General features: G+C 62.0%; 16 protein-coding genes. 8 read left to right on the top strand and 8 right to left on the bottom strand.

Annotated features, from left to right (window positions below; translation table 11 throughout):
• The first annotated feature begins 204 nt into the window (after positions 1-204).
• The 4 genes from ASC86_RS01415 to ASC86_RS01400 all read left to right on the top strand — a co-directional run bounded on the left by ASC86_RS01415 (position 205) and on the right by ASC86_RS01400 (position 7,001).
• Positions 205-1,764, top strand: coding sequence for a Do family serine endopeptidase (locus ASC86_RS01415; RefSeq protein WP_056315136.1), 1,560 nt, complete (start codon positions 205-207; stop codon positions 1,762-1,764).
• Between the two features lie 104 nt (positions 1,765-1,868).
• Entirely contained in the window at positions 1,869-2,564 is a 696-nt protein-coding gene (locus ASC86_RS01410) for a response regulator transcription factor (protein ID WP_056315134.1), read from the top strand.
• A gap of 3 nt (positions 2,565-2,567) precedes the next feature.
• Positions 2,568-3,974 (top strand): ATP-binding protein, encoded by a 1,407-nt coding sequence (locus ASC86_RS01405; RefSeq protein WP_056315132.1) that lies wholly within the window; start codon positions 2,568-2,570, stop codon positions 3,972-3,974.
• Positions 3,975-4,043: 69 nt separating this feature from the next.
• The gene (locus ASC86_RS01400) at positions 4,044-7,001 is read left to right on the top strand and encodes a bifunctional [glutamine synthetase] adenylyltransferase/[glutamine synthetase]-adenylyl-L-tyrosine phosphorylase (RefSeq protein WP_056315130.1); all 2,958 of its coding nucleotides are present in this window, start codon (positions 4,044-4,046) and stop codon (positions 6,999-7,001) included.
• A 103-nt stretch (positions 7,002-7,104) separates the two neighbouring features.
• Here ASC86_RS01400 and ASC86_RS01395 read toward each other — a convergent pair whose 3' ends face one another.
• Complete coding sequence (locus ASC86_RS01395) at positions 7,105-9,438, bottom strand: ATP-binding protein (RefSeq protein WP_056315127.1); 2,334 nt, start codon at positions 9,436-9,438, stop codon at positions 7,105-7,107.
• A 271-nt stretch (positions 9,439-9,709) separates the two neighbouring features.
• On the bottom strand, positions 9,710-12,358 hold the full coding sequence (gene pepN / locus ASC86_RS01390) for an aminopeptidase N (protein WP_056315125.1): 2,649 nt from the start codon (positions 12,356-12,358) through the stop codon (positions 9,710-9,712).
• A 360-nt stretch (positions 12,359-12,718) separates the two neighbouring features.
• On the opposite strand from pepN, the gene ASC86_RS01385 reads away from it, so the two are divergent.
• A complete protein-coding gene (locus ASC86_RS01385) occupies positions 12,719-13,657 on the top strand; it encodes a DMT family transporter (protein ID WP_056315124.1) in 939 nt (312 codons plus the stop codon).
• Here the strand turns inward: ASC86_RS01385 and ASC86_RS01380 are convergent, their stop codons facing one another.
• The 5 genes from ASC86_RS01380 to ASC86_RS01370 all read right to left on the bottom strand — a co-directional run bounded on the left by ASC86_RS01380 (position 13,658) and on the right by ASC86_RS01370 (position 17,858).
• On the bottom strand, positions 13,658-14,911 hold the full coding sequence (locus tag ASC86_RS01380) for an MFS transporter (protein WP_056315122.1): 1,254 nt from the start codon (positions 14,909-14,911) through the stop codon (positions 13,658-13,660).
• Positions 14,912-15,072: 161 nt separating this feature from the next.
• The gene (locus ASC86_RS26165; RefSeq protein ID WP_200943759.1) at positions 15,073-15,219 is read right to left on the bottom strand and encodes a hypothetical protein; all 147 of its coding nucleotides are present in this window, start codon (positions 15,217-15,219) and stop codon (positions 15,073-15,075) included.
• A gap of 62 nt (positions 15,220-15,281) precedes the next feature.
• Positions 15,282-15,458: a hypothetical protein gene (locus tag ASC86_RS26160; RefSeq protein ID WP_156386859.1), complete on the bottom strand. Its 177-nt coding sequence runs from the start codon at positions 15,456-15,458 to the stop codon at positions 15,282-15,284.
• A 151-nt stretch (positions 15,459-15,609) separates the two neighbouring features.
• Complete coding sequence (locus ASC86_RS01375; protein ID WP_056315120.1) at positions 15,610-16,494, bottom strand: uracil-DNA glycosylase; 885 nt, start codon at positions 16,492-16,494, stop codon at positions 15,610-15,612.
• Positions 16,495-16,559: 65 nt separating this feature from the next.
• Positions 16,560-17,858 (bottom strand): Hsp70 family protein, encoded by a 1,299-nt coding sequence (locus ASC86_RS01370; RefSeq protein WP_056315117.1) that lies wholly within the window; start codon positions 17,856-17,858, stop codon positions 16,560-16,562.
• Between the two features lie 353 nt (positions 17,859-18,211).
• Here ASC86_RS01370 and ASC86_RS01365 point away from each other — a divergent pair, with 353 nt between their 5' ends.
• The gene (locus tag ASC86_RS01365; protein ID WP_056315115.1) at positions 18,212-19,876 is read left to right on the top strand and encodes an electron transfer flavoprotein-ubiquinone oxidoreductase; all 1,665 of its coding nucleotides are present in this window, start codon (positions 18,212-18,214) and stop codon (positions 19,874-19,876) included.
• 58 nt (positions 19,877-19,934) lie between these two features.
• Here the strand turns inward: ASC86_RS01365 and ASC86_RS01360 are convergent, their stop codons facing one another.
• The gene (locus tag ASC86_RS01360; RefSeq protein WP_056315113.1) at positions 19,935-20,570 is read right to left on the bottom strand and encodes a dual specificity protein phosphatase family protein; all 636 of its coding nucleotides are present in this window, start codon (positions 20,568-20,570) and stop codon (positions 19,935-19,937) included.
• Between the two features lie 455 nt (positions 20,571-21,025).
• Between ASC86_RS01360 and ASC86_RS01355 the strand changes: the two genes are divergently transcribed.
• Both ASC86_RS01355 and ASC86_RS01350 read left to right on the top strand, forming a co-directional pair.
• Positions 21,026-22,024, top strand: a complete 999-nt coding sequence (locus tag ASC86_RS01355; protein ID WP_056318081.1) for an ABC transporter substrate-binding protein — start codon at positions 21,026-21,028, stop codon at positions 22,022-22,024.
• 110 nt (positions 22,025-22,134) lie between these two features.
• Positions 22,135-23,022, top strand: coding sequence for a proline/glycine betaine ABC transporter permease (locus ASC86_RS01350; protein ID WP_056315112.1), 888 nt, complete (start codon positions 22,135-22,137; stop codon positions 23,020-23,022).
• The last annotated feature ends 17 nt before the right edge of the window (positions 23,023-23,039 follow it).

Raw genomic sequence — 23,039 nt, 5'->3', positions numbered from 1 at the left:
CGGATAATTTCCTGGAATATCAGCGGGTTAATTTTGTTTTCCATATCGGCGTCGAATGTGCTTCCGGGGCTTTGCCCGCCATCATCAGCTACATTACCAAAAATTCATGTCGCGGTCATTCATCGGTAAGGTCGCAAGCCCTATCTCTCATCTCAACGATCGCTTCCCCTCGCGATCCGATCCTGAAGAGAAAAGGCACAATCGATGTTCAAACCCTCGCGTCCCTCCCTGAAAACCGTGCTGCAGACATCCACCGTTGCCGGTCTTGCTGCGGTCATGCTGTCGACGGGTATTCCCGCTGCCGTCAACTATTCCTTTGCGGCTCCCGTGAAGGTCGAAGCTCCGCAGGTTCCGAGCTTTGCCGATGTCGTCGATGCCGTTTCGCCGGCCGTCGTTTCAGTTCGCGTGCAGTCGCGCGCCAATCCGGTTTCCGATGATGCCTCCGATGGCTTCAGCTTCGATTTCGGCGGTCCCGGCTTCGATCAGCTTCCCGACGATCATCCGCTGAAGCGTTTCTTCCGTGAATTCGGCGGTCAGAATGGTGGCGAACGCCGCGCCGACCGCGACCGTCCGCATATGGGCAAGCCCGGCCCCGGCCGCCTGCGTCCGACCGCGCAGGGCTCCGGCTTCTTCATCACGGAAGATGGCTATCTCGTCACCAACAACCACGTCGTTTCCGATGGTTCCGCCTTTACGGTTGTCATGAACGATGGCACCGAGCTTGATGCCAAGCTGATCGGTAAAGACAGCCGTACCGACCTTGCGGTGCTGAAGGTCGATGACAAGCGCAAGTTCACCTATGTCAACTGGGCCGACGATAGCAAGGTTCGCGTCGGCGACTGGGTCGTTGCCGTCGGTAACCCCTTCGGCCTTGGCGGCACGGTAACATCCGGCATCGTTTCGGCTCGTGGCCGTGATATCGGCTCCGGCCCCTATGACGACTACCTGCAGGTTGATGCGGCCGTGAACCGCGGCAACTCGGGTGGTCCGACCTTCAACCTCTCCGGTGAAGTCGTCGGCATCAACACCGCGATCTTCTCGCCCTCGGGCGGCAACGTCGGCATCGCCTTCGCCATCCCGGCGTCCGTTGCCAAGGACGTGGTTGCCGACCTGATGAAGGACGGCGCGGTTTCCCGCGGCTGGCTCGGCGTGCAGATCCAGCCGGTGACCAAGGATATCGCCGACTCGCTCGGCCTTGCCGAGGCAAGCGGCGCGCTCGTCGTCGAGCCGCAGGCCGGTTCGCCCGGTGAAAAGGCCGGCATCAAGAAGGGCGACGTCGTCGCCGCCGTCAACGGCGAAACGATCAAGGGGCCGCGTGAACTGGCCCGCAAGATCGGCGCGATGCGTCCGGGCACGAATGTCGATGTTTCGCTGTGGCGTGACGGCAAGGCGACAAGCGTCAAGCTCGAAGTCGGCACCCTGCCGGCTGACGACCAGCAGGCTGCTGCCGAGCCGGATCAGGGTCAGGAAGAGACCGCACCCGCCTCTGAAAAGGCGCTTGCCGATCTCGGCGTCACCGTTTCTCCGTCGGATGATGGCAATGGCGTGACGATCTCGTCCGTCGATCCGGACTCCGACGCCAGCGATCGCGGCCTGAAGGAAGGCGAAAAGATAGTCTCGGTGAACAACCAGGAGGTCAAGTCGGCCGACGACATCCTCAAGGTGATCAGCGCCGCCAAGAAGGATGGCCGCAGCAAGGCCCTGTTCCAGATCCAGGCCGAAAACGGCAGCCGCTTCGTGGCGCTTCCGATCGACAAGGGCTAAGGCGCCCGATCTCCCGCTTTCAGGGCGCCGCGGACCACACGGTTCCGCGGCGTCTGCCTTTCAAGATGGTACAGGCTGGTTGTGGAAGGTGAGGGTCCGGGACTATGGTCACCCGTATGAAGATTCTGATTATCGAAGACGATCTTGAAGCCGCCGCCTACCTTGCCAAGGCCTTTCGCGAGGCGGGCATCGTGTCCGACCATGCCAGCGATGGCGAAAGCGGCCTGTTCATGGCCAGCGAGAATTCCTACGACGTGCTGGTCATCGACCGCATGCTGCCGCGGCGCGACGGGCTTTCGGTGATCTCCGAGCTTCGCCGCAAGGGTATCCATACGCCGGTGCTGATCCTTTCGGCGCTGGGGCAGGTGGATGACCGCGTGACGGGCCTGCGCGCCGGTGGCGACGACTATCTGCCGAAACCCTATTCCTTCAGCGAACTGCTTGCCCGCATCGAAGTGCTCGGCCGCCGCAAGGGCGCGCCGGAGCAGGATATGGTCTACCGGGTCGGCGACTTGGAGCTTGACCGGCTTTCCCACACGGTGCGCCGGCAGGGCAAGGAGATCGTTCTCCAACCCCGTGAATTCCGTCTGCTCGAATATCTGATGAAGAATTCGGGCCAGGTGGTGACCCGTACTATGCTGCTTGAAAACGTCTGGGATTATCACTTCGATCCGCAGACCAATGTCATCGACGTGCATGTGTCGCGGCTGCGTTCGAAGATCGAGAAGGATTTCGACGGGCCACTGCTGCGCACAGTGCGCGGCGCCGGCTACATGATCAAGGAAGAGGGAGCGCATTGACGGATGAACCGGCTGCGCGTTCTCTTCCGCTCGACGGCCGTTCGGCTTTCGGCGGTCTATCTCCTGCTCTTTTCGCTCTGCGCCGCGTTTCTCGTGTTTTACGTCACGGCGATGTCGCAGCGCCTGCTGGAGGAGCAGACCCGCGACGCCGTCAGCGCCGAAGTGGCGCAGATCGGCGCCATCTATGATCGCGCCGGCGTCAACGGACTGCTCAAAACGCTGGAGCGGCGGGCGCGCCAGCCGGGCGCCAATCTCTATGTGATCGCCGGACCGACCGGCGAAATCCTCGCCGGCAATGTCGCGTCTCTGGAGCCCGGCCTTCTCGACAAGGAAGGCTGGACGGATCAGGCCTTCCGCTATCAGCGCTATACCGATGAAAGCCGCAAGGACAGCCATGTGGCGCTGGCCCATGTGCTGGTATTGTCGAACGGCCTGCGTGTGCTTGTCGGGCGGGACTTGCAGGAACCCGAAAAGTTTCGTGTGCTCGTTCGTCAGGCGCTGATGGTGGCGCTTGGGATCATGGGGCTTGGGGCGCTCGTCATCTGGTTTGCGATCGGGCGCAATGCGCTGAAGCGCATCGACCGCATGTCGGATGCCAGCACCCGCATCATGGCGGGCGATCTTTCGCAGCGGCTGCCGATGAGCGGATCGGGCGACGAGTTCGACCGCCTGTCGGAATCGCTGAATGCCATGCTGGGGCGTATCGAAAAGCTCAATGAAGGCCTGCGGCAAGTCTCCGACAACATCGCCCACGACCTGAAGACGCCGTTGACGCGCCTGCGCAACAAGGCGGAAGCTGCCCTTGCTCACAAGACGACGACCTCGGGCTACCGCGCCTCGCTGGAAGAGATCATCGGCGAATCCGACCAGTTGATCCGCACCTTCAATGCACTGCTGATGATCTCGCGGGTGGAGGCCGGCGGGGCGGCGGCGGAGATGAGCGATGTTGATCTCTCGATGATCGTTGCCGACTGCGTCGAGCTTTACGAGCCGGTGGCCGAGGAGCAAGCGTCGCAACTGACGGCTGATATAGGCAATGCGCTGCATATCAGCGGCAATCGCGAGCTGATCAGCCAGGCGCTCGGCAATCTCATCGACAATGCGATCAAATATGCCGAGGGCGCTCCTAATCGCGATATCCGGGTATCGCTGTCCCGTCGCGGCGAGGCGGTAGTGATTGCGGTTGCCGACCGCGGACCGGGCGTGCCGGCCGACAAGCGCGACGATGTCGTCACCCGTTTCGTGCGGCTGGATGAAAGCCGATCCAAACCGGGAACCGGCCTTGGTCTCTCGTTGGTCGAGGCCGTCATGGAAATGCACCATGGCGCGCTGGAACTCAGCGACACGGCAGAGGGTGAGGACAATCCCGGCCTGACGGTTTCGATGGTGTTTCCGGTCCGCGCGGCGTGACGGAACCGCTTCTGTTTTTCCCTTGAGCACGTTAGCGTGCTGCCTGCCGGAATCAGGCGGGAGGAAAGCATGATCGAGACTGTTGCGCGGCGTTTGACGGATATGACCGTATCGCCCATCCGGCCGATGAGCCAGTCCGACGCGAAATCGGTGCTTTCCGATCTCAAGGACATGGGCAAGCAGGAGCCGGCGATTGCAGCACTTCTTTCCTCCGAAACGCCGCTTCGCGATTTTCTGATCGCGGCTTTTTCGCTGTCTCCCTATCTGCGTGAGGCAGCCGTCGCGCGGCCGTCGCTGCTTGCGGAAATCCTGGCGGTGCCGCTGGATGGCCATTTGCAGCAATGCGTCGATGAGGCGCGCAGTGCGTGGCGCAGCGGCGAGCCGGGCAGGGCGCTTTCCGATGCGGAGATCATGACGCGGCTTCGGGTCGCCAAGCGCAAGATGGCCTTTTGCCTGGCGCTCTCCGATCTGGCGAAACTGATCGACGGACGGGAAACCACCCGTTGGCTGAGCGATTTTGCCGGTGCCTCCGTTTCCGCCACCATCGACCATCTTCTCCTGAGCGCGGCGGAGGCCGGAAAGTTTCATGTCCCCGATAGCGACCGGCCGAGCGAAAATTCGGGTGTCGTCGTGCTCGGCATGGGAAAACTCGGAGCTTTCGAACTCAACTATTCCTCCGATATCGACATTGTCGTCTTCTTCGAACCCGATGCGCCGTTGATAACAGATGTTTCAGAGGCACCGGAAACCTTTGCCCGGCTGCTGCGCCGCCTCATCCGCATCCTGCAGGAGCGCAGCGGCGATGGTTACGTGTTCCGCACCGATCTCAGGCTTCGGCCCGATCCGGGTGCAACGCCGCTTGCCATCCCCGTTGAAGCCGCGATGCTCTATTACGAAAGCCGCGGGCAGAACTGGGAGCGGGCCGCCTTCATCAAGGCGCGGCCGGTGGCGGGCGACCTGAAGGCGGGCGAGAATTTCCTGCGCGAGCTGACGCCCTTCGTTTTCCGAAAATATCTCGATTATGCCGCGATCGCTGACATTCATTCGATCAAGCGGCAGATCCATGCCCATAAGGGCCATGGCGAAATCGCCGTCAAAGGGCACAATATCAAGCTCGGTCGGGGTGGCATCCGCGAGATCGAATTCTTCGTCCAGACCCAGCAGTTGATCGCCGGCGGCCGTATGACGGACCTGCGCGGACGCGCCACCGAGCCGATGCTGCATGCGCTCGCCAAGGCGAACTGGATCGATCCCAAGACGGCGTCGGAACTGACAGAGGCCTACTGGTTCCTGCGCGATGTCGAGCACCGCATCCAGATGGTGCGCGACGAGCAGACCCACGTGCTGCCGACGGCCGAAGCAGAACTGAAGCGAATCGCCTATATGATGGGCTTCGCCGACACGGCCGAATTCTCAGCAGCGCTATCGGCTGTCCTCAGAAAGGTCGAGCGCCGCTACGCCCAGCTTTTCGAGCAGGAGGCGCGGCTTTCCGGCGATACAGGCAATCTCGTCTTCACCGGCCAGAAGGACGATCCCGACACGCTGGAGACGCTGAAGGCGCTCGGTTTCGAGCGGCCGCAGGATATTTCCCGCACGATCCGCACCTGGCACTACGGCCGGTACCGCGCTACGCAATCCGTCGAGGCGCGCGAGCGGCTGACTGAACTGACGCCGGAGCTTCTGCGCGTCTTCGGACAGAACAAGCGGGCGGACGAGGCGCTGTTGCGCTTCGATCAGTTCATCTCCGGCCTGCCCGCGGGCATCCAGCTGTTTTCGCTGCTCGGCAACAATCCGGGGCTGCTCTCCCTCATCGTCAACATCATGTCGACGGCGCCGCGGCTGGCCGGCATTATCGCGGGGCGGCCGCATGTGTTCGACGGCCTGCTCGACCGGCGATTGCTGGTGGAACTGCCGACCCGGCAATATCTGGCCGAGCGCATTCAAGGCTTCGTCTCCGGTGCCCGCCATTATGAGGAAATCCTCGACCGTCTGCGGATCATCGCTGCCGAACAGCGGTTCCTGATCGGCATTCGCCTGCTGACCGGAGCGATTTCCGGTGCGCAGGCCGGCCACGCCTTCACTGATCTCGCCGACCTGATTCTCGCCGCGAGCCTCGATGCGGTGCTGGACGAGGTCCGCTCCGTGCACGGCGATTATCGCGGCGGGCGTGTGGCGCTGGTCGGCATGGGCAAGCTCGGCAGCCGCGAATTGACCGCCGGCTCCGATGTCGATCTCATCCTGCTCTATGACTATGATTCCGAAGCGCCGGAATCGGATGGCGCAAAGCCGCTCGATGCGATGCGCTATTTCACCCGTATCACCCAGCGCCTGATCGCCGCCCTTTCGGCCCCCACCGCGGAAGGCGTACTCTACGAAGTCGACATGCGGCTCCGTCCCTCCGGCAATAAAGGGCCGGTCGCCACCCGCATCAATGCCTTCGAAAAATACCAGCGCAGCGAGGCCTGGACCTGGGAGCATATGGCGCTGACCCGCGCCCGGCCGCTCTGCGGCGAGGCAAGCCTGATGGCCGAGGCCGAACAGATTTTCCGTGATGTTCTCGGCCAGAAACGCGATATCGCCAAGGTGACATCAGATGTCTCCGAGATGCGCAATCTGATCGACAAGGAAAAACCGCCGAGTGACCTCTGGGATTTCAAGCTCATTCCCGGCGGCCTCGTCGATATCGAGTTCATCGCCCAATACCTGGCGCTGATCGCCCCGGCCCGCGATGTCGCACCGCTACGGGCGGGAACGCCGACGATCGATGCCCTGAAAACGCTTGGCCCCCCGCTGATGGAGCCGGCGGCGCTCGATACGGTACTGGAAGCACTCAATCTCTTCACCGAGCTTTCCCAGATGGTGCGGCTCTGCATCGAAGGGGATTTCGAGTTGAAGGATGCACCCTCCGGTCTGATGGACCTTCTCTGCCGGGCGGCCGATGCACCCGACGTCAAGGTGCTGGAGGCCGATATCCGCCGGCTGTCGAAGGCGGTGCGGCGGATATTCCAGACGATGGTGAAGAATTGAGAGTCTGTCAGGTTCATTCTGAACCTGACAGACTCTCAATTCTTTTGTTGCCGTTTGTCTTTTCGGGAAAACCGGTTCCCACTTTTCCCTGACAAACTCTAAATCAAGCGTCGCCGCAATTCGGTATCCGCACGCAGATGATGGTGCCGACCTTCTCCTGCGAGTGGATTTTCATCGCGCCGCCATGCAGCAGTGTCAGTGAGCGGGAGATGGCAAGGCCAAGGCCAGAACCGCCCTTGCTCTTGGCATATTGGCTCTGCACCTGCTCGAAGGGCTGGCCGATCTTCTGCAATGCCGCCTTCGGAATTCCGATGCCGGTATCGGCGATCGTCAGCGTCACGGCGCCGCCGACCTTGCGGGCCCGAAGCGAAATCTTGCCGCCCTCATTGGTGAACTTCACCGCGTTGGACAAGAGGTTCAAGAGCACCTGCTTCATCGCCCGCCGGTCGGCGACCATGGTCAGGCCAGAGGAGATCTGCTGATCGACGCAGATGTTCTTCTGTTCGGCCGGAATGGTGGTGAGACGCAGCGTTTCCTCGATCAGCGGCGCGAGATCGATCGTTTCGCGATCGATTTGCATATGGCCCGCCTCGATCTTAGACATATCGAGGATGTCGTTGATGACGTTCAGCAGGTGCTTGCCGCTGTCGTGGATGTCGCGGGAATATTCGTCGTATTTCTCCGAGCCGAGTGGCCCGAACATCTGGTTCTGCAGGATTTCCGAAAAGCCGAGAATGGCGTTGAGCGGCGTGCGCAACTCGTGCGACATGTTGGCGAGGAATTCGGACTTGGCCCGGTTCGCACCTTCGGCGCGCTCCTTCTCGGCCAGATAATTGGCATTGGCGACGGAAAGCTCGGACTTCTGCCGCTCCAGCGTGATGCGCGAGGCAGAGAGATCGCCGATCGTCGCCATCAGCCGGCGCTCGGATTCGCGCAACCGCACCTGATGGCGCTTCAGAAGCGTGATGTCGGTGCCGACCGAAACGAGGCCGCCGTCGCGGGTGCGCCGTTCGTTGATCTGCAGCCAGCGCTGGTCGGCAAGCTGCACCTCGAAGGTCTGCGAATGATTTGAATGATCCGGGTCGGCGATGCGCCGCTCGATGATCGGCCGCGCCGAGGCGTTCATCACGGTGTTGCGGTCGGTGCCGGGAACGAGCACTTCGTCGGGCAGGGCATAGGCTTGCTGATAGTGGGTGTTGCACATCACGAGACGCTCGTGCTTGTCCCAAAGCACGAAGGCCTCCGAGGTGCATTCGATCGCGACGGCAAGCCGCTGGTCGGCCTCGGCATAGCGCTGGGCAAGCCGATGCTGTTCGGTCACGTCCATGGCGATGCCGATCAGGTGAATGCGACCGGACGTCGTGCGAATGACCTGGGCGCGGGCGCGCAGCCAGACATAATGGCCGGCGGCGTGGCGCATGCGGAAGACATGGTCGATCTGCGGCGTATCGCCCTTGGCGATGGCGCGGGCGACCTTGTAGATACCGTTATCGTCAGGATGCATCAGCCGCGCGGCATCGCCGAAGGAGAGCACGCTGGTATTCGGCGCCATGCCGAGCATTTCATACATCGAGCGCGACCAGAACAGCCGACGGTTCGGCAGGTCGAAATCCCAGAGGCCGCAGCGGCCGCGCGACAGCGCGGTTTCGACCCGCAGATTGGATTCGGCAAAGATCTGGTCGGCGTCGCGAGCACGTTTGGCCTGAATGTAATAGGCGTAAAGCACCACCAGCAGGATCGCCGAGATGCCGGCAAACAGCGTGACGTTCAGCGAGACCTCGTCGCGCCAGAGCTTTTCGATCGTCGCCATCGGCGTCGCGACGAGCAGCGTGCCCTTGGTGCCGGGGACCTGCACCATGGCGACCACGTGGGCGACCCCGCCGATAAAGGTCTTCACCACCATCGAGCGTTCGCCGAAATACTGGAAGGCCGCCACTTCGGGCGCGATGGCCGAGAGGGCGCGGCCGGTATAAAGCGCGCCCGCCGGTGAACTGGCGAAGATGCGGCCGTCGGGCCGCACCGTCAGGATGAAGGCTTCGTTGGCGAGCATGTCCGGCGAGATACGCTCGGCGAGCCGTTGTTCCACCTCGATCTTCTTTGCTTCCTCGAACAAGGCTTCCGCGCCGTCCTCAAGGCTGGCGCTGGCGGCGACGGCGGCAAGCAGGGTGCTGTGACGGATGCTGTCTTCCATGCGGCCATATTCGACCATGATACCGTTCGCCCGCGACATGGCGACGACCAGGAGAAAGGCGATGATCAGGATCGGGATGGAGCGCTTGAGCAGCGGCTCGGCACGGGAAAGGCGCAGAGCGGCCGGCTCCGTGAAAATCCGGGCATGCTGGATGATCTCCTTTTCAAGAGCCAGAAATCCCGGAAATCTGGGTCGCAGCCGCCCATCGGCCGCGCGTCCGTGCTGCGCTTCCGCCATCTTCGTCAAGTTTTTAAACCCTCGTTTGATTCGCTGCGCCGCTCGCCCGAATCTGACTCAATGAATCAATTGTGATTCGCCTTGTCCAGCGGAAATCGTAAAACTTTATTAACCATTTATAATCATTGGAAAATGGTAGGCGGTGTCTTTCGGGTGCGCCGTGCGGATAAAAATTTCATTTTAAAAACAGATGGTTGAAAAGAAAACGGCCGAGCCTTCCGTCAGGAAGGTCCGGCCGTTTCGTCTGTTTCGACTCGGCTTGGTTGAGGCGGCTTGGCCGTCACCCTTTCAGCATGCGTTCTACGATATCGCTGACATCAGGAGAGAGTTTCGAAGCGGCTGCGATCTCGCGCAGCGCGTTGCGCGCATGGTCGGCGCGTTGGGATTCGAGCGACCGCCAGGAGCGCATCGAGGTGAGGATGCGGGCGGCCAACTGCGGGTTCTTCGGATCGATCGCGAGAATGTTCTGGGCGAGGAACCGGTAACCCTCGCCGTCGAGCCGGTTGAAGCCGGTCGGGTTGGCAAAAGCGAAGGTGCCGAGCAGGGAACGGACGCGGTTCGGATTGGAGGCGTTGAACAGCGGATCGTCCATCAGCGCCCTGACACGTTTCAGCGCACCCTCGCCGGGAATCGTTGCCTGGATCGAGAACCACTTGTCGATGACGAGAGCATTGTCCTCGAAGCGCGTCTTGAACTCGGAAAGCGCCTCGGCGGTACCGGGATGATGCGGGAAGCGGTGGGCGAGGATGGTCAGCGCCTGGCTGAGATCCGTCATGTTGTTGGCATCTTGGAATGCCTTCAGCGCCCGGTCCGGTTCGTTCTCGGCATAAACGAGGTAGGAGAGGGCGGTGTTGCGCAGGGCGCGGCGGCCGGCGCTGTCGGCATCCGGCGTGAACGGGCCGGCGACGGTCATCTCGTCGGCGAGCCGGGCAAACACCTCCCGACCGGCCTTGGCGATGGCCGTCATGACCTGCTGGCGGCCGGCATGGATAGCATCGGGATCGTTGTTGCCGCCGATCTCGCGGGCGATGTCGGCTTCGCTCGGCAGCGCCAGCACCTGGGCGCGGAAGGCCGGCTCCAGCGTTTCATCGGCCGCGGCAGCCAATAGCGCTTCCACCAGCGCCGGATCGCATTCGGCCGGCACGCCGTTGCGAGCGCTTTCGGCGGCAGCGACGAGGTTCGGGGTGGCAAGGTCGTTCAACGCCTGCCAGCGGGCGAAGAGATCGCTTTCATGGCGGGCGATATGAGCGCGGTCGGCGACGGACTGCTCGAAATGCAGGTTGATCGGCGTGGAGAAACCGCGATTGAGCGACACCACTGGACGGGCGGAAATGCCTTCGAAAACAACCGTCTGGCTGCGTTCGGTCAGATGCAGCACATCGCCGGTCACCTCGCCGCCGGAAACGGCGCTTGCGGCGGCTTCGCTGCCATTGGGCAGGATCAGGCCGAAGCGCAGCGGAATGTGCATCGGCTCCTTGTTCGGCTGGCCCGGTGTTGCCGGTATCATCTGTTCGAGCGACAGCGCCAGCGTCTGCTTCGCTGCGTCGTAGTCCGCCGAGACGGTGACCAGCGGCGTTCCGGCCTGATGATACCAGAGCGCGAACTGGGTGAGATCGCGGCCGCTGGCATCCTCGAAGCAGCGCACGAAATCCTCGATGGTGACAGCCTGGCCGTCATGGCGCTCGAAATAGAGATCCATGCCCTTCTTGAACAACTCGCCGCCGAGCAGTGTCGCGATCATGCGCGTGACTTCGCTGCCCTTCTCATAGACGGTCGTCGTGTAGAAGTTGTTGATTTCGCGATATTTCGTCGGGCGCACCGGATGCGCCAGCGGACCGGCATCCTCCGGAAACTGCTCCGATTTCAGATGCCGCACTTCGGCGATGCGCTTGACGGTGCGCGAGCGCATGTCCGCGGAAAATTCGTGGTCGCGATAGACCGTCAGGCCTTCCTTGAGGCAGAGCTGGAACCAGTCGCGGCAGGTGATGCGGTTACCGGTCCAGTTGTGGAAATATTCGTGCGCGATGATCGCCTCGATATTGGCATAGTCGGCATCGGTCGCGGTTTCCGGGTCGGCCAGCACGTACTTGTCGTTGAAGACGTTAAGCCCCTTGTTCTCCATGGCGCCCATGTTGAAGTCGGAGACGGCGACGATCATGAAGATATCGAGATCGTATTCGCGGCCGAAGACGTCCTCGTCCCATTTCATCGAACGCTTCAGTGCATCCATGGCATAGGCCGCACGCGGCTCCTTGGCATGCTCGACATAGATTTTCAGTGCGACCTCGCGGCCGGACATGGTCGTGAAGGTGTCTTCGACAACGCCGAGATCGCCGGCCACCAGTGCAAAGAGATAGCTCGGCTTCGGATGCGGATCGAACCATGCGGCGAAGTGACGGCCATCGCCCATGCCGGCGCCGCCGAGATAGTTGCCGTTGGACAGCAGCAGCGGCGCGGTCGCCTTGTCGGCGATGATGTTGACCGTATAGACCGACAGCACATCCGGGCGATCCGGGAAATAGGTGATGCGCCGAAAACCTTCCGCTTCGCACTGGGTGCAGTAGATGTTCTTCGTGCGGTAAAGCCCCATCAGCGTCGTGTTTGCTTCCGGGTTGATCTCGGTGGTGATGGTGATCTCGAAGGGCACGTCCGCCGGCAGGTTGCGGATCGTCAGGCTCTCGTCGGTCGCGTCGTAATGCGCGGGGTCGATGGTTTCCTGGTCGAGAAGCAGGCCGGTCATCTTCAGCTCGTCGCCGTCCAGCACCAGCGGCGCATCGGTCGCCACGCCTTCGCGGCGATGGAAGATCAGCCGGGCTTCGACCTTGGTTTCCGTCGGGTCGAGTTCGAAGGTGAGGTCCACGCGCTCCAGGACGAAATCGGTCGGCTTGTAGTCTTCAAGAAGGATGATTTCGCCGGTATCTGTGCGCATCGTATGTCCCGTTTCGGTCCGCCGCGTGAGCCGCGGCGACGCTTTGATCTGTGTCTGGTCCGCATGGCCCGAGCAATTCTTGCCAGCAGTTTGTGAGAGACTTACGAAATTCGCCCTAACAATACTTAAACCCGTGGATCATTTTGAGACGCATACGGGAAATTTACCGCTGGATCATCCTAAAGGTAAGGCAGGCCTGCCGGGGCATCAAATATTTCCAGCAGACATCACGAGAATTGATCAGTTTTTCGTAGTAAGCGGGATAGGATCGCCCTGCACCGGCGGATTCGTTCGCCAAGCATCCCTTTCGTTGCGGAGTTCACCCTCCGCGTTCCGCATTGCAAGTCCGAGCCGGTCTCCATGGATGGCGAATATCCTCATCCCCTGAAGGGAATTTCCCTCAAGGTCTTTTCCGTTGTGGTCTTCGTCGCCATGTCGACCCTGATCAAGTCCGCAGGGGAAGGGATCGCCACCGGCCAGATCACCTTCTACCGCTCGGCCTTCGCCATGGTGCCGATCCTCGTTTATCTCGCCTGCACCGGCTATCTGCGCACCGCTTTCAAGACCGACAATATCCTCGGCCATCTGGCGCGCGGCTTTGTCGGTATCGTCTCCATGAGCTTCGGCTTTTACGGCCTCGTGCACCTGCCGCTGCCGGAGGCGATTGCCATCGGCTATGCCATGCCGCTGCTCGGCGTGGTCTTCGCCGCGATCTTCCTCAAGGAAACGGTGCGCCTCTATCGCTGGACGGCCGTCTTCATCGGCCTTGTCGGGGTGATGATCATCACCTGGCCGCGCCTGACGCTGCTCGATCAGGGTGGCCTCGGCCAGGAAGAGGCGCTGGGCGCGCTTGCCGTGCTGATCTCGGCGGCGCTCGGCGCCACCGCCATGGTGCTGGTGCGCAAGCTGGTGGTCCGGGAAAAGACCCACACCATCGTCCTGTATTTCTCGCTCTCGGCGGCCTGCTTTTCGCTCCTGACGCTGCCCTTCGGCTGGGAGCCGCTGCCATGGAGTTCCTTCCTGCTGCTGATGGCCGGCGGCTTTTGCGGCGGCATCGCCCAGTTGTTGCTCACCCAGAGCTACCGCTACGCCGACATGTCGACCATCGCGCCCTTCGAATATACCTCGATCCTGCTCGGCATCATCATCGGCTATACGCTGTTCGACGATATCCCGACCAGGACCATGCTGATCGGAACGGTGATCGTCATCAGCGCCGGCATTTTCATCATCTGGCGCGAGCATCAACTCGGCTTGGAACGGCGCCGCGCCCGAAAGCACATGACGCCGCTGGGCTGATCAGCGGCTGCCGGAATCGGCGTTGATCGCCTGGTTCATCGCATTGACGGCTTCGGTGCCCGGCGTCGGGACCGTGTTGGCCAGAAAGTCCGTCTTGCCGACGAGGCCATCGGCGGCATTGCGCTGGGCGATGCGCCAGCAGGCATAGGCGCCATAGGCCGCGAAATAGATCGCCAGCACGAAAAACAGCGAAGCCGGGCCGAACCGGTCCATCACCGGGCCGACCATCAGCGGTCCCGAAATCGTGCCGATGCCGTAGGTGATCATCATGCCCGAGGACACCTCGACATATTCGTCGGAGCGGGCAAGGTCGTTCGCATGGGCGACGTTGAGAGCATAGATCGGAAACAGCATCGAGCCGACGAACCCGGCGATGACATAGAGCACAATCGGCGGAGCACCGACCGAAAACGCCATCGCAAGGCAGGCCACGACGCCAATCACGCCGCAGCCGACCATGACGATGCGCCGGTCCATACGGTCGGACGCGCGACCGATCGGGATCTGGGAAATGGCGCTGCCGGTCAGGACGGCGGCCAGCAGGGTCGCACCTTCGGCCGTCGAAAGCCCGATCTTCTGGGTGAAGACGCCGCCGAGATTGAGCCATGCGCCCGCCATGGCCCCCGCCAGAAACGCCCCGACGACAGCCACCGGCGAGCGCCGGAAAAGCCCTGCCAGATTGAACCTTGCCTGCGCCGGCGGTGCCGGCGTCGATTGCGACGAGAGCGTCGTCGGCAACAGTGAAAACGACAAGAGCACGCTGCACAGCATGAACAGCGAGGTATTGGTGGGGTCGCCAAGCGGCACGAGATATTGCCCGCCGATCGTGCCGATCATCGTGGTGATCAGATAGACGGAAAACAGCATGCCGCGGTTCTCATTGGTCACACGCTCGTTCAGCCAGCTTTCGATGACGAGGTAGCTGCCGGCCATGGCAAAGCCGTACATGCCGCGAAAGACGATCCAGGCCCGCCAGTCGACGACGAGGCCGCAGAGCAGGATCGCGACGCTGAGCAGCGTGACCAGCGCCGCAAACACCCGCACATGCCCGACCTTCAGCACGAATTTCGGCGTGACGATGCAGGAGAGCGTGAAACCGATCGTATAGCCCGTCGCGATGATCGAGATGATCATCGTAGACCATCCTTCGGCAACGGAACGGACCGGCAGCACATAGCTCGCAAGCCCGAAGCCGATCATCATCAGCAGTGTCGACAGCATCAGGCTCGAAACGGAGAAAAGGCTGCCCAGCATGGCGGCTCCAAAGCGAAAAGCCCGGCGAAGAGCCTGCCGGGCGGGACGAGTGTCGCTCTAATCATTTTCGCGGACGCTGTCGATTGCGACAGACGCTGGCGCAAAGCTTGTAAACAGGGAAGGGTGGGCGATGGAGCGCCCGGCATCAACTCAGCCGGAAATCAGCGCGGCAGCAGCGCGCTCTGGGAAAGCCGGTTCGATGCCTTGCGGCCGGCTTCGGTGCTGAGACGGCTATATTCGCGCGAGGCGCGGACGGCGGTCGCGATGTCATGGACGCCGCAGATAAGGGCACGGATCGAGTTCGACATGACAGGACCTTTCACATTTCGGGCATGATCCGCCGCCTGGGAACAGCGGCAGGCGAGGGCAATCAGCGCTGGATGAAGTCTGCGTAGAGATCGGCAGGGCGCGTGCTGCGGGCGTAACCCGAGGCGGTCATCTGCTCATTGGCTGCAGAGCTGAAGCTGTTGAAGGGGGTGCGAAGCGCCGAGCCGGCGTGGCGGAGCGTCTCAAAGCTGCTGTGCAGCGGGCGGTAACGGGCGGTCATCAGTCAATTCCTTTTCCTGTTCCTCCCGTTGCTTCATATTGCACTGCAGCATGAAATTTACAAGAAGGCCGCGTGCGATGCTGCTATGCACAATCCGCATGGCTTTCTTCATTCTTTGTTCATAAATTGAGCAGGCGGCGGAAACCGGGCGTTAACCACGCAGGCCGGATTTGAACGCCAGCAGGTCCTGCCAGGCCAGCCGCTTGCTGGCGGGGGCGGTGATCAGGTCCTGCGGATGCAGGGTGGCGACAGCCGAGCAGGTCACCCCGGCGATCTTCAATTCGCGCCGTTCGCCGCGCATGTGATGGATCGTATCGGTTCCGCCGAAAATAAAACGAGCGGCGAAATTACCGAGAATCAGCAGATGCTTCGGCTCGGCCAATGCGATCTGCCGCTCAATGAAGGGTCGGCAGATCTCGCCCTCCCGCGCCGAAGGCACGCGATTGCCCGGCGGACGCCAGGCAATAACGTTGGTGAGCAGGGCCGTCTCCCGGCTGAGCCCGATGGCGGAAAGCATGCGCTCCAGCATCTGCCCCTGCTTGCCGGAAAAGGGCAGGCCATCGCGATCGTCGTCGGCATTCGGCATCGGGCCGATCACCATCACGCCCGAGGCCGGATTTCCATCGGCAAACACGGTGTTCTTGGCGCTGTTGCGCAGGCTGCAGCCGGAAAAGGCCTCCATCGCCGTCTTCAGTTCCGCCAGCGAACGGGCGCTTTCGGCGGCAAAGCGCGCTTCTGAGACGGCCTGCTCATGGGGAATGGCGACCGCGGCATTGACGGCAACGGGGGCAGGGCGCTCCTGACCACGGGCGGCCGGCTGCGCGGTGTCCCTTGCAGCACGCGGCTGCGCATCCACCCGGCTTTCCTTGAGCGCCGGCGCCTGCTCGCGGGGGGCGGAACGCGCCGCCCGTGAGGCGGCAAATTCCGCGAAGCGATCGACCGGATCGTCTTCCAGCAGCCACTCGACCCCGGCATCCGCATGGAAATGCAGAAGGGCGGCAAGTTCGGCCGGATTCATCTGGTCGATGGAGATCATGGGGAAAACCTTACAGAAGCCTTCCCCAGCGGGGAAGAGGCCTCCGGGTCAAAGCTGTGCAGGGATCAGGCCGCCATCGCCGTCCAGCGATCAATATCGCCGCGTTCGCCGATCAGCGCCAGCCCATGGGCGATCGACAGCAGTTCGCCGCCGCTCTCGATGTCGCCCTTGTCGAAGCGGCTTTCGAACAGGCGACGCACGGCCGGGACGAAGGATGTGCCGCCGGTCAAAAACACCTTGTCGATATCGCCCGGCTTCGTGCCGGTGGTCTCGAAGACCTCGTCCAGCGCGCCTTCGATGCGCTCGATATCCGGCGCGATCCAGCTTTCGAAATCGGTGCGGCGGATGGTGCGGCGGCTTTCCTCGCCGAGCGGAGCGAAATGAAACTCCGTTTCCTCTTCGCTCGACAGCCGCATCTTGGCGGCCGAGATCGCCTGATAGAGCGGATAGCCCTCGTCATGGTCGACGAGATCGACGAAGCGCTCAAGCTTTTCCGGCTCGACGGCGGAGCGAACCAGTTGCTTCAAATCGCTGAAATCCTTCAGCGTCTTGAAGATCGACAGCTGGTTCCAGCGGCCGAAATTGGCGTAGTAGCTGGTCGGAACGTCGAGCAGTTTGTCGAAGCTGCGAAACTGCGTGCCCTTGCCGATCAGCGGCGAGACAACGTTGTCGATAATGCGGAAGTCGAAATGATCGCCGGCGACGCCGACGCCGGAATGGCCGATCGGCACGGCGGTCAGCTGGCCCGCATGGCTTTCGAAACGGATGATCGAATAGTCGGTCGTGCCGCCGCCGAAGTCGGCGACCAGTACCGTCGCATCCCGCTTCAGGCTCTGGGCGAAATAGAAGGCGGCCGCGACCGGCTCGTAAACGAAGTGGATTTCCGGAAAATCGAAGGCGGCGAGCGCCTTGTTATAGCGCTCCAGCGCCAGCGCTTCATCCGGCGTCGAGCCGGCAAAACGCACGGGACGGCCGACGACGAGGCGCTTGTAATCGCCCTGCCAGCCATGGCCGGCATAGTCGGCGATGCGGTTGACGAAAGCGCGCATCAGGTCTTCGAAATTCTGGCGCTTGGCGAAGATCAGCGTGCCCTGGAAAAGGCTGCTGGCGGCAAAGGTCTTGATCGACTGCAGGAAGCGCACGTCGCCGGGATTGTCGATGAATTCGCGGATCGCCGCATGGCCGGCCTCGACCTTCACCGCGGTCGCTCCAAGCTGCGGATGCTTCATGAACGACAGCGCTGTACGCATCGTATCGCTGGTGCCGGCGGAGCTGGTGAAGGAGAGCGACTGCGTCGTCTCGCCCTGCGAGGCCGCCAGCACGGAATTGGTCGTCCCGAAATCGAAGCCGAGTGCCTTGGTCATGTCGTATCTCCTGGACGGCGTTGCCCGGCGCGCGGTCGCACCGCGAAACGCGATGGTCTTGCTGCCCTGGCAATGAGAAATGTTTGGGAACTCGCGGGCGAGCCGCGATGCGCTTGCGCGCGAATGAGGTGGGCTCGTCGCACAGGGTTGCGCCAAAAGCAAGGCAAAGTCGGTCTGTAATTTTTGACGTTTACGTGAAAGTTATATACGACTGGCCTGAACTGCATGATGTCATGCGCAAATGCTGGTGGTGCAGGTCGCATCCCGGCTCGACAAGCCGAAATCTATTTGCCATGACGGGTGGAATGGGAACAGACCGGCCAAGTCCGGCGATACCGACTGGAGACGACGATATGACCGAGGCGCTTGAGCTTCCCGAACGCGAAAGCATGGAATTCGACGTCGTGATCGTCGGCGCCGGGCCTGCGGGGTTGTCTGCCGCGATCCGGCTGAAGCAGGTCAATCCGGAGCTTTCCGTCGTCGTGCTCGAAAAGGGGGCCGAAGTCGGCGCCCATATCCTCTCCGGCGCCGTCGTCGATCCGATCGGAATCGACCGCCTGCTGCCCGACTGGCGCGAAGACGCCGACCATCCGTTCAAGACCGAGGTGAAGGACGACCAGTTCCTGCTGCTCGGCCCTGCCGGCTCGATCCGCCTGCCGAATTTCGCCATGCCGCCGCTGATGAACAACCACGGCAACTACATCGTCTCGCTCGGCAATGTCTGTCGCTGGCTCGCCACCAAGGCGGAAGAGCTGGGTGTCGAGATCTATCCCGGCTTTGCCGCAGCCGAAGTGCTGTATAATGACCAAGGCGCCGTCATCGGCGTCGCCACCGGCGACATGGGCATCGAGAAGAACGGCGAGCCCGGCCCGAACTATGCCCGCGGCATGGCGCTGCTCGGCAAGTACACCCTGATCGGCGAAGGCGTGCGCGGCTCGATCGCCAAGCAGCTGATCGCCAGATACGAGCTTTCCAAGGATCGCGAGCCCCAGAAATTCGGTATCGGCATCAAGGAACTCTGGCAGGTGAAGCCTGAGAACCACAAACAGGGTCTCGTGCAGCATTCCTTCGGCTGGCCGCTCGGCATGAAGACCGGCGGCGGTTCGTTCCTCTATCATCTGGAAGACAACCTCGTCGCCGTCGGCTTCGTCGTCCACCTCAACTACAAGAACCCCTATCTCTACCCGTTCGAAGAGTTCCAGCGCTTCAAGACGCATCCTGCCATTCGCGGTACCTTCGAAGGCGGCAAGCGCATCTCCTACGGCGCCCGCGCCATCACCGAGGGCGGCTACCAGTCGGTGCCGAAACTATCGTTCCCCGGCGGCGCGCTGATTGGCTGCTCCGCAGGCTTCGTCAACGTGCCGCGCATCAAGGGCAGCCACAATGCCGTGCTATCGGGCATGCTGGCGGCCGATCGCATCGCCGTCGCCATCGAAGCCGGCCGCGCCAATGACGAAGTGATCGAGATCGAAAACGACTGGCGCAGCAGCGATATCGGCAAGGACCTGAAGCGGGTCCGCAACGTCAAGCCGCTGTGGTCGAAGTTCGGCACGGCCATCGGCGTCGGCCTCGGCGGTCTCGATATGTGGACCAACCAGCTCTTCGGCTTCTCCTTCTTCGGAACGCTGAAGCACGGAAAGACCGACGCCGCCTCGCTGGAACCGGCCTCGCAGCACAAGAAGATCGACTATCCGAAGCCGGATGGCGTGCTCACCTTCGACCGCCTGTCGTCCGTCTTCCTGTCGAACACCAACCATGAGGAAGACCAGCCGGTCCACCTCAAGGTCAAGGACATGGACCTGCAGAAGCGCTCCGAGCACGACGTCTTCGCCGGTCCCTCGACGCGCTACTGTCCGGCCGGCGTCTACGAATGGGTGGAGAAGGACGGCAAGGACGTTTTCGTCATCAACGCCCAGAACTGCGTCCACTGCAAGACCTGCGACATCAAGGACCCGAACCAGAACATCAACTGGGTGCCGCCACAAGGGGGCGAAGGGCCGGTCTATCCGAACATGTAAAGTTCGGGGAGGCTGGACCGCGCGGACTCCCGCAGGAAGAGCGTGGCGAAGGACCGGTCTATCCGAAGATGTAATCGCGATCAGGCTTGGCGAAAGGCCCGGCCTCTTCCAGGGTTGCAGCCGAAAGGCCGCTGCCGGTGATGCTCGGCTCGTCTTCGATCCGCTCCCATGTCTCGTCCATCGCATAGGTGGGCGAGAAGAACGGCACGCCGAAATGGCCGAAGCGGATGGAGAGCTGCCGCTCCGCCGTGGCTTCATCGACATGGGCGATGCGGTTGAGATAGATGACCGAGGCGAGGCCGGTACGATCGGCGCCGGAGCGGCAGTGAATAAGCACGGGTTTCGGCACGTCGCGGAGAATGGCGGTGAGTTGCTGTGCCTCCTCAAGCGTCAGTTCCCGGCTGGCGGACATCCCGAAATCGATATGGGTGAGGCCGAGCGTCTTCGCCTCGGTGATCTCCTGCTTGTACCAGTGCGCTTTTTCCTCCTTGCCCCGCAGATTGATGATCGACTTGATCCCGTACCGCGCCGTGTAGTCGGCAATCTCGGTGGCGTTGGGCTGGTTGGAACGGTAGACCTCGCCTGGCACGACGGCGGCGAAATTGCCGGTCATCTGGATCGCAACGAGATAGACACCGAGTGCGATGCCCGAAAGAACGGCGGAACCGCCGAGGCATTGAAGGAGCTTGCGCATCACATGGGTTCCTGTTTGCACCGTAAGAGCTTTCGCGCCTGCGCCTGACAGGAAACTGAACGTCTCCCCCCCAATAGCCCGGAAAATGACGTGCAACGGCCGGTTTAACCAGGCTTTAACCATGATTTCCGTCATTTTCGCATCGTAATCGATCGTCAGGAACCGTTTCGGGCCTGCTGGGGGCGGCCGGGTCGTCGTCATGCAGGCCGGACCCTCTCCCTGCGTTCGAATATGGGCGTCCTCTGAAGGGCACCGCGCAGGCGGCATTTTTGTCATTTTCCGCCCTTCATGGCGCAAGTGAGGAGGTTGCAGGCGCAAATCGAGCGCCATACGATGCCATAGGTGCAAAATTCTAGAAGACGGAGACAGGTGGAGGGAAACTGCCTGCCCGGAGGGGCCGCATGCGCCACTACACGGCGGTCCCGGAGCATCAGCCTGCAGAAAAGGGAACTGACATGAAACATCTCCTTGCGACCACCAGTCTCGCCCTCGGCCTCATGGCATTTGCCGGTGCCGCTTCCGCCGATTGCGGCGAGGTCACCATTGCCAGCATGAACTGGCAGAGCGCCGAGGTTCTGGCGAGCCTCGACAAGTTCATTCTCACCGAAGGTTATGGCTGCAACGCCGATATCATCGTCGGCGATACCGTGCCGACCATCACCTCGATGATCGAGAAGGGCGAGCCGGATGTCGCGCCGGAAGGTTGGGTCGATCTGCTGCCGGACGTCGTCAACCGCGGCATCACCGAAGGCAAGCTCATCGGTGCGGCCGTCGCGCTTTCCGATGGTGCCGTCCAGGGCTGGTGGATTCCGAAATACGTCGCCGACGCCCATCCGGACATCAAGACGATCGACGACGCCCTGAAGCACCCGGAACTCTTCCCGGACCCGGAAGACAAGAGCAAGGGCGCGGTCTTCAACGGCCCGCAGGGCTGGGGCGGCACGGTCGTCACCTCGCAGCTTTACAAGGCCTATGGTGGTGAAGCCGCCGGCTTCAACCTGATCGACACCGGCTCGGCCGCCGGCCTCGACGGCTCGATCGCCAAGGCCTATGAGCGCAAGGAAGGCTGGGTCGGCTACTATTGGGCGCCGACCGCACTGCTCGGCAAATATGCCATGGTGAAGCTCGAACACGGCGTTCCGGCCGATGCCGCCGAATGGAAGCGCTGCAACACCGTTGCCGAATGCCCCGACCCCAAGAAGAACGACTGGCCGAAAGACAAGGTCCAGACGCTCGTCACCAAGGGCTTTGCCGACCGTGCCGGCGCCGATGTCATGGGCTATCTCAACAAGCGCGCCTGGACCAACGACACGGTCAACGGCCTGATGGCCTGGATGACCGACAACCAGGCGAGCGGCGACGATGGCGCCAAGCACTTCCTGAAGGAAAACGAAACCCTCTGGACCCCCTGGGTTTCGCCGGAAGCTGCCGAAAAGATCAAGGCTGCTCTCTGATCGACTGGACAGGAACGGGACGGCGCGCCGAAAAGGCGCGCCGGCCTTTCTACGGCAGTCGCCCCCAGGAAAGGGCGGATGCCACCGCATAAGACGAAAAGGGGACCGGCATGGATTGGCTCACCAAATTTCCGCATATGAACGACGATTCGCTACGCAACCTGAAAAAGGTGATCGACGAGGGTTTCCGGGCTTTTACCCGCGCCTATGGCGACGCCATCGAAAGTCTTTTCGAGCCGCTGCAGTTCTTCCTCATCCAGTCCGAGCGCTTCATGACGCGCACGCCCTGGCCGATCATCCTTGTGCTGATCGCCACGGTCGCCTGGTTTGCCACCCGCAACTGGAAGATCGTCGCCGGCTGCATCGTGACACTGCTCGCCATCGGCTATTTCGATATGTGGGACGACACGATGAAGACCGTGTCGATGATCTTCGTCTGTACGGTGCTGTCGATCGCGATCGGCATTCCGATCGGCATCTTCATGTCCCGCTCCGACCGGTTGCAGAATGCGATCAATCCGGTCCTCGACGTCATGCAGACGATGCCGAGCTTCGTCTATCTCATCCCGGTGGTCATGCTGCTCGGTATCGGCAAGGTGCCGGGGCTGATCGCCGTCGTCATCTACGCTATTCCGCCGATGATCCGCCTGACCAATCTCGGTATCCGCCTCGTCGACAAGGATGTGCTGGAAGCCGCCGACGCCTTCGGCTCCTCGAGCTGGCAGAAGCTGAAGAACGTGCAGATGCCGCTTGCGCTGCCCACGATCATGGCCGGTATCAACCAGACGATCATGATGGCGCTCGCCATGGTGGTCATCGCCTCGATGATCGGCGTTCAGGGCCTTGGCCAGCCGGTGCTGAAGGCGATCGCCAACCAGTATTTCACCCTCGGCATCTTCAACGGCCTCGCCATCGTCGGCATCGCCATCATCTTCGACCGGGTCAGCCAGGCCTATGGCAAGCGGTTGCAGCGCCACCGCGAGATCATCCACGGTTAAGCAAAAAAAGACGCCTC

The organism is Rhizobium sp. Root1212 (genome assembly GCF_001424985.1).
In the GTDB taxonomy this organism is placed as follows: Bacteria; Pseudomonadota; Alphaproteobacteria; order Rhizobiales; family Rhizobiaceae; genus Pararhizobium.
The sequence above is the reverse complement of the archived record's forward strand: the minus strand, read 5'-3'. Positions and strand labels throughout refer to the sequence as shown.

What these genes read in the sequence shown, in the direction of transcription:
- ASC86_RS01415 (WP_056315136.1), top strand. Translation starts at nt 205, where the DNA reads ATGTTCAAACCCTCGCGTCCCTCCCTGAAAACCGTGCTGCAGACATCC.
- ASC86_RS01410 (WP_056315134.1), top strand. Translation starts at nt 1,869, where the DNA reads ATGGTCACCCGTATGAAGATTCTGATTATCGAAGACGATCTTGAAGCC.
- ASC86_RS01405 (WP_056315132.1), top strand. Translation starts at nt 2,568, where the DNA reads ATGAACCGGCTGCGCGTTCTCTTCCGCTCGACGGCCGTTCGGCTTTCG.
- ASC86_RS01400 (WP_056315130.1), top strand. Translation starts at nt 4,044, where the DNA reads ATGATCGAGACTGTTGCGCGGCGTTTGACGGATATGACCGTATCGCCC.
- pepN (WP_056315125.1), bottom strand. Translation starts at nt 12,358, where the DNA reads ATGCGCACAGATACCGGCGAAATCATCCTTCTTGAAGACTACAAGCCG.
- ASC86_RS01385 (WP_056315124.1), top strand. Translation starts at nt 12,719, where the DNA reads ATGGATGGCGAATATCCTCATCCCCTGAAGGGAATTTCCCTCAAGGTC.
- ASC86_RS01380 (WP_056315122.1), bottom strand. Translation starts at nt 14,911, where the DNA reads ATGCTGGGCAGCCTTTTCTCCGTTTCGAGCCTGATGCTGTCGACACTG.
- ASC86_RS26165 (WP_200943759.1), bottom strand. Translation starts at nt 15,219, where the DNA reads ATGTCGAACTCGATCCGTGCCCTTATCTGCGGCGTCCATGACATCGCG.
- ASC86_RS26160 (WP_156386859.1), bottom strand. Translation starts at nt 15,458, where the DNA reads ATGACCGCCCGTTACCGCCCGCTGCACAGCAGCTTTGAGACGCTCCGC.
- ASC86_RS01375 (WP_056315120.1), bottom strand. Translation starts at nt 16,494, where the DNA reads ATGATCTCCATCGACCAGATGAATCCGGCCGAACTTGCCGCCCTTCTG.
- ASC86_RS01370 (WP_056315117.1), bottom strand. Translation starts at nt 17,858, where the DNA reads ATGACCAAGGCACTCGGCTTCGATTTCGGGACGACCAATTCCGTGCTG.
- ASC86_RS01365 (WP_056315115.1), top strand. Translation starts at nt 18,212, where the DNA reads ATGACCGAGGCGCTTGAGCTTCCCGAACGCGAAAGCATGGAATTCGAC.
- ASC86_RS01360 (WP_056315113.1), bottom strand. Translation starts at nt 20,570, where the DNA reads ATGCGCAAGCTCCTTCAATGCCTCGGCGGTTCCGCCGTTCTTTCGGGC.
- ASC86_RS01355 (WP_056318081.1), top strand. Translation starts at nt 21,026, where the DNA reads ATGAAACATCTCCTTGCGACCACCAGTCTCGCCCTCGGCCTCATGGCA.
- ASC86_RS01350 (WP_056315112.1), top strand. Translation starts at nt 22,135, where the DNA reads ATGGATTGGCTCACCAAATTTCCGCATATGAACGACGATTCGCTACGC.